Annotated in this window: 7 protein-coding genes; 3 read left to right on the top strand and 4 right to left on the bottom strand. The window is 46.7% G+C overall.

Translation table 11 applies throughout. From position 1 onward, the window contains the following. The first annotated feature begins 2 nt into the window (after nucleotides 1–2). The gene (locus tag QZ918_RS20560; protein ID WP_293338005.1) at nucleotides 3–3,464 is read left to right on the top strand and encodes a response regulator; all 3,462 of its coding nucleotides are present in this window, start codon (nucleotides 3–5) and stop codon (nucleotides 3,462–3,464) included. Here QZ918_RS20560 and QZ918_RS20565 read toward each other — a convergent pair. The 3 genes from QZ918_RS20565 to QZ918_RS20575 form a co-directional block, all read right to left on the bottom strand. Beyond that, nucleotides 3,397–4,851 carry a hypothetical protein gene (locus QZ918_RS20565; protein ID WP_293338039.1) on the bottom strand — a complete coding sequence of 485 codons (1,455 nt, stop codon included), beginning with the start codon at nucleotides 4,849–4,851 and terminating at the stop codon, nucleotides 3,397–3,399. The genes QZ918_RS20560 and QZ918_RS20565 overlap by 68 nt on opposite strands. Nucleotides 4,852–4,976: 125 nt before the next feature. Next, the gene (locus QZ918_RS20570; protein WP_293151344.1) at nucleotides 4,977–5,597 is read right to left on the bottom strand and encodes a DUF3177 family protein; all 621 of its coding nucleotides are present in this window, start codon (nucleotides 5,595–5,597) and stop codon (nucleotides 4,977–4,979) included. Between the two features lie 311 nt (nucleotides 5,598–5,908). After that, complete coding sequence (locus QZ918_RS20575) at nucleotides 5,909–6,145, bottom strand: Calvin cycle protein CP12 (protein ID WP_293151347.1); 237 nt, start codon at nucleotides 6,143–6,145, stop codon at nucleotides 5,909–5,911. An 862-nt stretch (nucleotides 6,146–7,007) separates the two neighbouring features. Between QZ918_RS20575 and QZ918_RS20580 the strand changes: the two genes are divergently transcribed. Beyond that, nucleotides 7,008–8,243, top strand: coding sequence for an FIST signal transduction protein (locus QZ918_RS20580; protein ID WP_527250419.1), 1,236 nt, complete (start codon nucleotides 7,008–7,010; stop codon nucleotides 8,241–8,243). Between the two features lie 371 nt (nucleotides 8,244–8,614). Here QZ918_RS20580 and QZ918_RS20585 read toward each other — a convergent pair whose 3' ends face one another. Further along, entirely contained in the window at nucleotides 8,615–10,630 is a 2,016-nt protein-coding gene (locus tag QZ918_RS20585) for an iron uptake porin (RefSeq protein WP_293338009.1), read from the bottom strand. Nucleotides 10,631–11,841: 1,211 nt separating this feature from the next. Here QZ918_RS20585 and QZ918_RS20590 point away from each other — a divergent pair. Beyond that, entirely contained in the window at nucleotides 11,842–13,464 is a 1,623-nt protein-coding gene (locus tag QZ918_RS20590; protein ID WP_293338011.1) for a glycosyltransferase family 39 protein, read from the top strand.

The following is a 13,464-nucleotide window of genomic DNA, read 5'->3' on the forward strand; positions in this document are numbered from 1 at the left end:
TTATGTTATTGAAAATAATTAGCAGATCGATCGCAAAAATATCTGGTACTATGCCCCTCGGTTTAGCGTTGACATTGCCATTCGTTGTGCAAACTTTCGCTGTAGTCGGTACAGTTGGATATTTGTCGTTCAAAAATGGACAACAAGCAGTTCAAAAACTCGCAGACAACTTGCAGGGCGAAATCAGTGGGCGCATTCAAGAACATCTCGCGCATTACTTAGAAAAACCTTATAATATTGTCCAACTCAACGCAGGTGCAGCTCAACTGGGGAAACTGAAACCTGAAGATTTTCAAGAAACTGAACGCTCCTTTTGGCAGCAGGTAAAAATATTTTCATCGGTGCGTCAAATCTATTTAGGGACGAAAGAAGGTCAGTTTATTGGAGTTAGCCGAGAGGCATCTGGTCAATTAGTTACCAGAATTACAGAAAACTTTCCCCGACGTTCCTTTTATGAACTAGATGCTTTCGGCGATCGAACGAAGCTGTTGCGTTTTGAACCAAATTATGATTTGCGAAATCGCCCTTGGTATATTGGTGCAACCGCAGCCGAATCACCGATATGGACTGCGATTTATACATTTTTTCAAGGCGATTTGGGCATCACGGTGGCTCAGCCATTTTATGATACTCAGGGGGACTTTCGCGGCATCATGGCCGTCGATATTCTTTTGGGTCAAATTAGCGATTTTCTCAGAAAAATCAAAATTAGTCGATCGGGTCAGGTATTTATTATGGAGCGATCGGGCGCTTTAGTAGGCAGTTCGACGGAGGAAAAACCGTACATTACTGACGCCAGTGGCAAATTGCAACGCTTGCCAGCAATTGATAGCACAAATCCCTTAACTGCATCGGCAGCAAAACACATAATTAGTAGTTTTAACTTGAGCTTAGTTGAACCACCACAAAAGCTGCAATTTCCACTTAACAATCAATCTAATTTTGTACATATTCTGTCCTATAAAGACGAGGTAGGACTGGATTGGTTGGTGGTGGTAGTAATTCCAGAAAACGATTTCATGGATGAAATCAACAGCAACACCCGCAGCACTATTTTACTTTGTATCGCTGCCCTATTTCTATCAATAATTATTGGAACTTTGACAGCGCGATCGCTCACAAAGCCAATTCTGCGATTAAATGCAGCAGCCAAAAACCTTGCCGAAGGCGAATGGGAACACACACTCGATCTGGATCTCGATCGCACCGACGAAATAGGCCAGCTAGCCAAATCCTTTAGCAGCATGGCATCTCAACTGCAAACATCCTTCGCTACCCTAGAAAATCAGAATCAAGAATTGCAGCAACTCGACAAACTCAAAGACGAATTCTTAGCCAACACTTCCCACGAATTCCGAACTCCCCTTAACGGAATGATCGGCATTGCCGAATCAATGATTGACGGCGTCACCGGAATGTTATCCGAAATTCAACAACAAAACCTCTCAATGATTGCTGCTAGCGGCAGGCGGCTTAACGAACTTGTTGACAATATTCTCGACTTTGCCCAACTCAAGAATCAGAAGCTAGAATTGCAGATTCAGAGTGTAGGATTGAGGTCGATTGTCGAAGTGATTCTCACGGTTTGCCAACCTTTAACGGCTGGTAAAGATTTGCAATTAATTAATGCCATCGATTCAGATTTGCCATTAGTTTTAGCCGACGAAAACCGGCTGCAACAAATCCTCTACAATTTAATTGGAAATGCGATTAAATTTACGGAATCCGGCACCGTAACAATATCAGCAGCAATTGTAGATACCGACGGCGAAACATCTCTAGGAGTTTCCCCGTCAAATTTCCCAGCACCAAACCCAGATTTTCAAATAGCTGTCACGGTTTCCGACACAGGAATCGGAATTCCTGTCGCGAATCTCGATCGCATTTTTGAACCATTTGAACAAGGCGACGGTTCCACAGTCAGGCAATACGGAGGCACAGGCTTAGGTTTAACACTCTCCAAACAATTTGTCGAACTCCACGGCGGCAAAATATACGCAGAATCCCAAATCGACATCGGTTCGCGTTTCACATTTACCCTACCTCTTTCTCCCGAAACCATTCATCCTAGCGAATCCGGAATAAATCAGCAGCTAGCAGCGCCAATTCAGGATTCTGAATCCGCAAATAACAGAAATAAAACTTATTTATCCTGCGATTGGAATTTGCCTAAACCCGCTCCGAATCCATTAGAGCAAACCACTGCGCTATTAGAAGTCGAAAAATTTAAACTTTTGATAGTTGACGACGATCCAATTAACCTGCAAGTTTTAAACAATCACCTTTCTCTACAAAATTACAGTGTGATTCAGGCGCTCAATGGCGAACAAGCCTTATCACTCTTGGAAAGCGGGACGCATTTTGACTTAATCATTCTCGATATCATGATGCCCAGAATGTCTGGTTATGAAGTCTGCGCCAAACTGCGAGAGAAATACCCATCTCACGAGTTGCCCGTAGTGATGCTAACTGCCAAAAATCAAGTATCAGACTTAATATCAGGATTTCAATTCGGAGCGAATGACTATCTAACTAAACCATTCTCGAAAGACGAACTGTTAACCAGAATTAAGTCTCACATCAATTTATCGCAAACTAATAGCGCCTACGGGCGATTTTTCCCCGATGCTTTCTTAGACTTTCTGAAAAAAGAAAGCATTGTGGATATCCAGTTAGGGAATCATGTCAGCAAAGAAATGGCAGTCATGTTTAGCGATATTCGGTCGTTTACTGCCCTTTCCGAAACGATGACTCCGCAGCAAAACTTTGACTTTGTTAATGCTTACCTGCGAGAAGTAAGTCCAAAAATTAGAGAACATCACGGCTTTATTGTCAAGTATTTAGGAGATGGGATGATGGCTGTTTTTCCCAACGGTGCTGACGATGCTGTCAAAGGTGGAATCGCTAAACTGCAACAAGTGTACGAATATAATGCCGATCGCATACACAGCGGATATCCACCGATTCAAGTCGGCGTAGGAGTGCATTTTGGTCACATGATGGTGGGTATAGTTGGGGAAGCGGAGAGAATGCAGGGAGATGCTTTTTCGGATAATGTCAATTTAGCCTCTCGTCTGGAAAGTCTCACTAAGTTATATGGAGTATCTTTGATAATTTCTGAGAAAGTTTTGGATAATTTGACGGATCGCGAACAGTATCAAATCCGTTTTTTAGATAGAGTAATTGTCAAGGGAAAACAGCAGCCAATTTCTATCTATGAAGTCCTCGATGCAGAAACAGAGTTGCTTAGGGAAATGAAGTTACAAACTCAGGCTGATTTTGAACGGGGTTTAGAACATTATCGCTCTCACGAATTTAAGGCGGCTAAAATCTGTTTTTATCAAGTTTTAGCGGTTAATCCTGACGATAAAACGGCGGCACTGTATTTGGAGCGAGTCAATCATTTGATTGAGATGGGCGTACCGGAAAATTGGTCTGGGGTTTGGACTTTAACTCAGAAGTGATATCGTAGTATCGGTAGATAGTAGATTTGCGGGTTTCAAACAACTTAAGAATTGAGTCAACGACAATTTCTGTAACGATGGGGTTAAAGTCGGTAATAAAGTCATCGGCTTCCAGATTTGCCCTAAAAAGTTGCTTAGCCCGATCGCACTGATAGCGCATTTCGTCAAATCCGACAATTTTGACCATAAACGTTGCTAGGGGGGAGTTTTCTAAATCGGTATTAGAAGTGCTTTTCGCCCGCCCCTTTTCTAATAAATTAAATACTTCTGTTTCTAAAGGAGTTTGAGGTTGGTGAGGTTTCTCTATTTCCGGAAAAAAGCTTTCCAGACGGATGCCTTTATCTGCTCTATCTGGCAATTCTCCCATCATCATGGCCAGAGAAACATCGAGTCCCAAACCCGAAGAAAGAGCTTCCAGGAGGGCGATAGCAACCAGTTTGCACCCCAGATAAAGCTCGGCAATTTCGAGATTGTACTTAGCAGTAGTTTCCCAGCGTTGATATGTGCGATCGTCTGGGAATCCCTCAAACTGCCGAAAAATCACCTCGGGCTGGAGATAAGTCAGAAAACCCTCCATCTTCAGCAAAGCAACTCGGTAGTCGCGAACGGTATAAAAACCGTAGCTGGTGATATTGTGATTAGTTTCCGGTAATAAATTCCAGGTATTTGCCAAAAAATGGGCTGAACTTTCGTGAGCAAAACTAATTACATCCCGGTTGGCAATTCGCACAGCTTTTTTCACTGTTTCCCGTATTTGCTCATCAGTTAAACTGAGGTGCAACAGGCTAGTTATTGCTTGCAAGCGGTCATAAAGGCGCCCAGTTGCGGTTACTCCCCACTCGGCGGAGCGAAACGGAATTGTTTCTTCTATGCAGGCTGCAATTTGAAGCAATTGCTCGGGCTTGAGAAATGGTTCTAGAGCTTTTGTTGCAACCAAAGCGCTGAGAAATTCGTTTTGTCCGGCGAAGGGATTGAGCACTTCTCCGGGTACAAAACCGAATACGAGCATTACCATTTCTAAGGTAGCATCAGCAGAGAGTTCAGATTGCTCCCGAATCCGTAGCTGTTTGTTAACCTCTTTGGTAACAGGAGTGATGTAGTAGCTGACGTTAAAGTTAATGCTGCGATCGACTTGTACGTAGACGATATCGTGAAATAAAGCTGCCAAAACCTCGATCGCATCTTCATTTCCCCCCACCTCAAAAATATGCTCGGGAGTATGGAAAAACCGCCAGGGCCCGGTCATCGGCTGAACAATAAGTTCGGCAATGCGAGCTAGTTCGGTTGGTTCGACTTCTACGTTGAGGCGAGCGATCGCCCAAATCAGCTTTTCTAAGCATTGTAAGTATGCTTCTTTGCTATCAATCACAGTCTTTTCCACTAACATTACACCCACTTCTAGCATCCTCTTATTCTTTTTATTTTTTCGTAAATTTGCCCCGTTTTTTATTTCTGAGTTTTTTTGAAGAGATTAACAGGAATTTAGGAAGCAAATACTTCCTTGAAATCAACTTAATTCCCTGTAGCGGATCTGCCTTGTTTTCCCAATCTAATTAGGACAAAGTATGATAAGTAAACTACATAAATTGCTAAACCAGTCAATCCCAGAAATCCCAAAAATTGAGGGCTTGCCTTGGCATGAAACATCTGTTTGTACAGCCAAGGCGGGTCAAACCAAATGCTGCAAAAAGGTTCGTCAATTACTTGTATTTGAGATTTAAAGGCACAGGTTAAGAAGGGAATTTGAGCTAGAGCGCCCAAACCGCTGTAAACAGTAATCGCCCACCGCCAAGCTGTAAAAGCCAGCTTTAAAGACGACTGCGGTCGATCGGCAATTTCGTCGTTTAAATCTTCCCAAAACCACAGACAAGCAGGAATCAATGCCCTCCCCATCACCGACGACACAAAGCTTACAGGCAGTGCAGCCATCATCAGGTAAAGTGTAATTGCCAACAAACTCGCCACCCGCCAATAAATCATCAACAAACGGGCGATCGCGTCAGCTTTGGCAAAAACAGCCCAAATCAGCACTACCAGCGGGATCGAAATGGTTAATAACACAGATAACCGGTAATCCATCCACACAAGTGGTTGAAACCAAGGTCTGGTGGCTGCCAATAAAAGACTAAACATCTTTGGGAAAATATACTTACTTATTTGTGACAGATTTTACTACAAAAACGCTCAAAAATCAGAGATAAGATAAGACGGCGGTTGAAACCGCGTCTATAAAAACGAAGTCCGAGCTCAGAGGGACTGAAGAAGAAGATCGCGTAATTTTAAGCGTCGGTTCTTCAACCCGCTCCCGTCGGGTTTTGTCTGTGTAGACGCGGTTTCAACCGCCCGGTCTTCTTGCCAAGGTAATTGATAAACCGATAAAAAAATCCCGCGCCAAAATTAACTTTTGGCGCGGGATCGAAGAGAGAGAGAGCTAAATTGCTCGTTTATTCGTCGTAGATGCGGCACTCAGCAGCGTCAGGATTGTCGTCGCAATACTTTTCAAAAGAATTCTTAGGTTTGACTTGCTTTTGGTGGGAAGCTTCAGCTTGCAGTTCTTCAACTGCGTCCCAGGCTGCTGCACATTCCCCGGAAGTAGCGCCCTTCAAGTCACAGACGGTACGAGCGCTTTCTAGTTCTTCTTCAATTTTTTCTTCGATGTTGCCTGCGGGTGTTGTTGTCATAAAGTTCTTGGTATGAAAGGTTTTCTTTTTGGATGTTAGCTTGTGTTTGACTTGCCGTTTCTGTCTGGCGATCTCAACTAATACTAGCTTGAGATGTGCTGCTGTGGCAGCCCAGATAGAAATCATCCTTGACACTCTCAGCGCTCTTGGCGACTGAGATTCTTAAGAAATTTCGTTCTTAATATCCCTATTGCTAGGGTTCCTGGGCGCAATCCTATGGCCAAAAAATGGTGGGCTGCTATCCTTGCCTTTCAGCAAGCTCCTCAAGCGTTTAAGGGGCTAAGCCCTTGGTTCCGTGGAGTCCCCGCGTACCTTTAATATATCGTAGGCATTTGCTTCTGGTGGTTTACACCTGTGTATCCATCCCAATCAGAGAGTGTAACGGCAAAAGCCCTTTTTACACTGCTAAAAATGTTAAGCATTGAGAAAGATTTACGGCGGTTAAAACCGCCCGTGCCACTTTCATCGAGCGGTCTAAAGACTCAGAGTTTTCCGCTTGCCGAACTTTTTTTATAACTGCGATCGCAGCAGCCGTCTTTACTTCCTGCTTTACTGAGATCCCGTCGGCGGGTTCTAGTCCACAGGCATGAATGCAGGTTGAGCCTACCTGACTTTTGATGAAAACATTACACGAAGTTGGTGTGTCAAACTGTATTGAGCTTTATCTTTTAAGATTTTGCTGAACGTGGCTTTTAACACAAAACAGATTGAGTCTCGACTCATGTTAACTTATGTTAACACGATCGCGGACTGGGAGGGGAATCGATCGCCCCAGAAAACCGTCCCGCCAGTGGCCTGTTCCGGTTAGCCTAAATATAGAAATAGTTTTTATAGAGAAGTTTGCCTTATGTACGAAAACCAAATGCAATGGGTCAGTGCTTTATCAACCCGTCCGTCTTTAGAATCAGCCCTGAAAGAAGTTGTAGAACAAGCCGATCGCGAATTACAAGGCCCGGCAGATTTAGCGCTGATCTTCATCTCATCTGCCTTTGCTAGCGAGTATTCTCGGCTGATGCCTTTACTGCGAGAACTGCTGCCCGTGCCCGCGATTTTGGGCTGCGGTGGGGGAGGAGTCATCGGCACGAACCGGGGCGGGCTCACCGAAGAAGTTGAGGGTTCTCCGGCAGTCAGCCTGAGTTTGGCCCGTTTACCAGGAGTAAACGTCAGAACATTTCACGTCGGTGCAGAAGAATTGCCGGACTTGGACAGTCCCCCGGATACTTGGGTGAATGTCTTGGGTGTGCCGGCCCAGGAAGAACCGCAGTTTATCATCTTGGCAGACCCATTTTCCTCACAAATTAACGATTTGCTCCAAGGACTCGATTATGCCTATCCGGGCGCGCCGAAGGTAGGAGGACTGGCCGGCGGGGACGGTGCGGGCAGAGGTGCGGCGCTGTTTTGCGACTATCAGTTGTACCGAGAAGGGACGGTGGGAGTGGCTTTGAGCGGGAATATAGTTCTGGAAACGATCGTCGCGCAAGGCTGTAGACCGATCGGGCATCCCTATCGGGTGACGGAAGGAGAGCGCAATATTTTGCTGAAACTCGAAGAACAAACCGACGATATGAGCAGCAGGGGCATCGAGCGATCGCCCTTAGACGCCCTGCGAGAGTTAGTTCAAACTTTGAGCGAAGCAGATCGAGAATTAGCGCAGCACTCGTTATTTGTCGGCTTAGTCAGCGATGAATTCAAGATGACATTAGAGCCTGGGGATTTTTTAATCCGCAATTTGTTGGGTGTAGATCCGAAAGTGGGGGCAATTGCGATCGGCGATCGAGTCCGTCCCGGACAGCGCATCCAATTTCACCTGCGGGACGCCCGTACCTCCGCAGAAGACCTAGAAATGCTGCTCTCTAGGCATCAGCAAGCGGCCGAGGACAGAGGTAAATCCAGCGCCGGGGCCTTGATGTTCTCCTGTCTGGGGCGCGGGGAAGGGCTTTACGGTCAATCGAACTTTGACTCGCGACTGTTCGGCAGATACCTCAAAAACATCCCCTTGAGCGGCTTTTTCTGCAACGGCGAAATCGGCCCCGTCGGCGGCAGCACATTTCTGCACGGTTACACATCCGTATTCGGGATTTGCCGCCAAAATTCCTAATTTGTGAACGGTTGTCAGTTGACAGTTGACTGTTCGCTGTTAATGACTAAAAACTTACAAATTCTATCATTTCGGCTGCGCCGTAATGAGATAGAGGACACGGCAGTGCCGTGTCCCTACCCCATTAATTGTAGGGACACGGCACTGCCGTGTCGTCCGTTTATATCATTCCAGTGCAACCGGAATTGATATTACTTAAAAGTAAAAGCGGCAGGTGACTGCCGCTTTTACTTTTAACTAGATATCACCGAATAACATGGGTTTGAAGCCCCAGCATGAAGGCAGATTGTAATAAGAACGGAGTTTAAATCTCCGTTCTTATCTCTTCGCTGTCAACTGTCAACTGTCAACTGTCAACTGTTTAAGAAACCTTAGAAACTAAAGGTTGTCCGCAGGACTCCTACCCAGATATCCTCATTGTTTTTGTTGTGTTCCGGGTTCATAATCACGTAAACGCCCGGTGTCACCGAAATAAAGTCATTAACTTGGAAGCGATAGAAACCCTCTAAGTGATAAGAGGTGTCGCGGTCTCTTCTGAGATCGCTGTCAGTAACTTTTGGCGGTACGCCGGCAATAAAACCGAGGAGGTTTCCAGGCTTGCCAAAATCTGGCAGGGCCAAGAAAAGAGCACCATTCTGAACAGTAGCGTCATTGCTGGAGTTCCGCAGTTGTTCGGCCTTGGTATAACCGTACCAACCGCCAAACTGGAAGCGGCGGCTTGGTTTGAAGTTAACTTGTACGCCAAAGTTATCCGATCCAGTGGCTGCTTGACCGAAAGGACGGTTAGCCAAGGAACTACCGGTGCTGCCCATGATGCCAACATCGCCCGATCGATTGTATTTCCGGGTGTAAGTTGCACCAATGTCAATAAATTTGCCCAGGGAGAAGTTGAGCTGACCCAAAGCGCTGAAAGAACCGTCGAAAACGCCCCGGCCATTAGCTGAGTTGGGAGCATCGCCGTCGGAGGCAAGATAGGCGACTGTTGCTCTCACGGCACCTAAGTTGTATTTGATAGCAGCACCTGCTCCTTCGGGGCCGCGGAACACTGCGGGGTTGTAACGTCCAAAGGCGGAGAGAGCGCCGGTGCCAGGACTTTCTAAGGGAGCACTCAGCTCAGCAACGTCATCGAGCCTCAGTCCTTTCGGGCCGAACCAGACTGTCGCGTTGCCTGCGGGGAAGCGATACCACAATTGATCGAGGGAGAATTGGCTGCCGTCTTCACCGGTGATGGCGACACGAGCCATGTTCGTACCAGTGGCAGTGGCTGCACCGTAGTTGGGGACGTTTCTAGCTTGCAAGCGGGTTCTGAGCAAGTCTTTGCCGGTGAAGCTGGTGTTGAAGTTCAACCGCACCCGGTAGCCGAGGGTGGTGGAAGTTTTGTCGTCGTGCTTCCCGATACCATCTCCGAAGGTGTCGCTGGCGAGAAAAATGGCTTCTCCTGCCAGTTTGGTTGTGGTGGAGAACTGGTTCGCTTCGAGTTCTGCGGTGCGAGCTTCCAGGCCGTCTACTCGTCCGCGCAGGGTAGCGAGTTCGGCTGCAAATTCTTCTTGCAGGCGTTGCAGGATGGCTAAGTCGTCTTTGGTGACGAAGGTCGATGTTGCCGAGCTAATTTGCTTGGTTACTTGGTCTAAGCAAGCGTTGACGCCGGCTGCAAATTCGTAGCGAGTCAGGGCGCGGTTGCCGCGGTAGGTGCCGTCGGGATAGCCTACGATACAACCGTAGCGTTCGACTAGGGATTGCAGGGCTTGGAATGCCCAATCTGTCGGCCGCACGTCGGAGAGCTGAGAGACCGATGTCACTTGGGACATGGCTCCAGATGGTTCGGCGGGCAGGGCTTGGGGTGCTGCTGGGACGATCTGGCCGCCCATGCCTGCGGGTGCTGTCTGAGCAATTTCTACCTTGGCGGCTGGGGTGCTAGCAATTGCTGGCACTTCAGTTTTGGCGGTTGCTGTCGGGGTGCTTTCCACTGCCAAGTCTGAGGCTTGGGGCAATGGTTGGGCTGTGGTGGCAGCAGGTACCGGAGCGATCGCTGCCGCTGTGGTGGCGGGGGCGATGGGGGCTGCTGCATTGATGTCGCTCGCTGCTGTTTGCAGTTCTGTGGCGCTGGTTTCTGGTGCGATTGCTGCCAGTTTTTCCGCGTCTGCGGAGTTGGCGATCGCGGTTTCGGCCGCCGGAGCGATGCTGTTTAAAGCCAGCTTTTCTGGGGCAGCAGGGGTTGCTGCAACTGGTTCTACAATTTTTGACTCAGATGGCTGCGCTGTTGCTACCTGGTTGGCTTCAGCGGTTGCTGTCGCGGTTTCGGCGGCGATCGCAGCGGTACTGACGACTGATGATAGCCCCAGAATTGCCGGGGATACTAGAAGTAAATTCCAAAAAGTTCTGTTCATTTTCCTCACACCTTCACACTCTATTCAACTCGATCGGCAATTCCCAACTGATACTTTTTGTGGTTCCTTGCCTGTTGACAATAACTGACAGAATAGAACCTATCCATAACTGTTGATGCACAGTAGGCGTGTCTAGTTCCTGCTTGAACGTAGAAGGCTGGCCCTTTTTACGGCCCAGACCTCAATTTAGGTCAAGCCCACTTTACACTACGGTTGATTATACCATCACTTGCTAATTTCATCTCTCGATCGCCAGACTTGCTGGAGTTGCTTTCTCCGACAGGGCGATCGACAACTGGTGGTAGGGGTTAGACCACAATTAGCCTCAAACTGACAAATACTGATAGTCCTTGCTTATGTCTGAGTTAACAGACAGTTATAGGTAGGATTAGGGCTGCTTGTCGCATTCCTTATACAGCTTTCGATCCTATTATGTCAAGCTTTTTAACCTAACTTTAAACCTCGCGGCCCGGACGGGGTTATTTTTCCGCCAGCAGTGGGGAACGGAAGGTTAAACGCTGCTAGATGCACCCGTGGGGGCAAAATTCCAGTCTTGACCAATTTGGGTGTTCTGATGCGCCCACCAGTCGAGACTTGCCAGCGCGATCGGCATTTTTGAGATAGCCCGTTCGGCGGGTTTAATTTGCCACTATTAATTTGCCACTATTTTAACACATTTTTTTGTAGTCTGACAGTGGCAGCCGACTGAATATCTGTGACCTAAAATTAAAGTTTTGTTCCCTCGCTGCGAAGGAGTTTTACAGCCAGTTATTTTTTTGGCACAGCCGATGTCTTTCAAATCACCTTTTGTATGTGATTTATGCTACCGAACAAGGAGCTATTGATCCTTCAGCATTCCTGGACGCATCAACCCGGTCAAATGGATGAAAATACTTGCTTCGAGCTATTCGCGCGCAGTAAAAAAAACGGTGTATCAGAGTAAAAATTGTCTCCTCGACTTTCCCCATTGACTGCTAACAGAATAAATAAGGCTCACAAATTATTAGAGGGAGATCTTATACCATTTATCTAAAATTGTGCAACACTCTTTGACCCCCCCCCTAACCCCATGAATCAGGGGGGGGACAAGAATACTGTTGCATTCTTTTTTTAAATTGGTATTACAACCTGTAGGTTTGGCAATCCACTCAACCTCGCTCTGGTATGTTACATTGAGGCGCAGCATCTATCTTTTGTGACACCTTCCATCTATGACTTTGATTAAAAGCAAACTGGGCTTCTTAGTAGTTATCTTATTGATATTAGGATTGTTTTTTCGATTCACCAACATCGACACAAAGTTTTATTGGTATGATGAAGTATTTACTTCCCTGCGGATTTCGGGATACACGCAAACAGAAGTGCTGCATGAAATAAGCAGCGTTCAGTTAGTCGGCGCACAAGATTTGATGAAATATCAGCGCTCCAATCCCGCAAAAAATTTTGGCGATACAATTAAAGGTATTGCCATTGAAGAACCTCAACTGCCACCTCTATATTTTCTGGCAGTCAAGTATTGGGGAAAACTATTCGGTGATTCTCCTTTATCGACCAGAAGTTTCTCAGTTTGGGTGAGTTTGTTAGCCTTTCCCGCTCTGTACTGGCTGTGCCGAGAATTGTTTCCTGCACCGGAAGTAGCCTGGATAGCCGTGGGATTGCTAGCAGTTTCTCCCTTGCACGTGCTTTACGCTCAAGAAGCTCGTCCCTACAGTTTGTGGCCGGCGCTGGTTTTGGTTTCTTGTGCGTCTCTGTTGCGAGCAATGCGGCTTCAAACTAGACTGAGTTGGAGCATTTACGCAGTAGCAACTATTCTGGGATTTTACACTCACTTGTTTAGCCTGTTAGTTGCCTTAGGACACGGAATTTATGTATGCGTCATCGAAGGTTGTAGGTTGACTGATAAGGTAGTTAATTACCTGATAGCAAGTGCTTTGTCTTTGTTAGCTTTTCTGCCTTGGATAGCAATTTTAGTAGTGAACGAAAAAGCGGCAACGGAGGCAACACGTTGGGCGAATGGAGACAGTAGCCTGCTATCTTTAGTTAATAATTGGAGCGGAAATATCGGTCGTATTTTTTGGGATTTTGGGCTAAATTCTCAGGCTGCATCAATATCTTTGATTGCCTTGATGGCAGCGACTTTGATTTTATTGGCAATCGTGGGGTATGCGGTTTATTTTCTGTGTTGTGAGACAAAGAAACAGGTTTGGCTGTTTTTGCTGGTGTTGATGGCGGTGACAGCAGTGGCAGTGATGCTTCCAGATGTTATATTGGGAGGAATCCGATCGACTAAACCTCGCTACCTATTTCCGACTTATTTGGCGATGCAAATATCTGTGGCTTACCTGTTAGCGACTAAAATTAGCGCGCTGGGCGTGCCAAGCTGGAAACGGCAGATGTGGAAAGTTCTGACAGTTGTACTGCTAACGGGATCTGTGTTGTCGAATGCTGTTAGTTCTCAAGCCGAGACTTGGTGGACGAAGGAATTGGGCCGGGAAAATCCCGTAATTGCTCGGAGGATCGATCGTGCTCCAAAGCCGCTGGTTGTCAGTGATATCTCGGAAGTCACTCTGGGAAATATACTGTCAGTGAGTCATTTGTTAGAGCCGAAAGTGATGTGGCAATTGGTGTTGCTTGACCCCGAAGGACGCCGTCAAGCTCAGTTGCTAGACGCACCCACGATACCCAAAATTCCCAGCGGTTTTAGCGATGTTTTTGTTTACGGGCGAACGCAGAATTTTAGTGCTAAGCTGGCAAAAATGCACAACTCGAAAATAGATGTGCCGAAAAAACAAACAATCCAAATGTTGTGGGTTGGCAAGTTAGAAAAAGAGTGA

Origin of the sequence: Microcoleus sp. CAWBG58, assembly GCF_020883045.1 — a bacterium.
In the GTDB taxonomy this organism is placed as follows: Bacteria; Cyanobacteriota; Cyanobacteriia; order Cyanobacteriales; family Microcoleaceae; genus Microcoleus.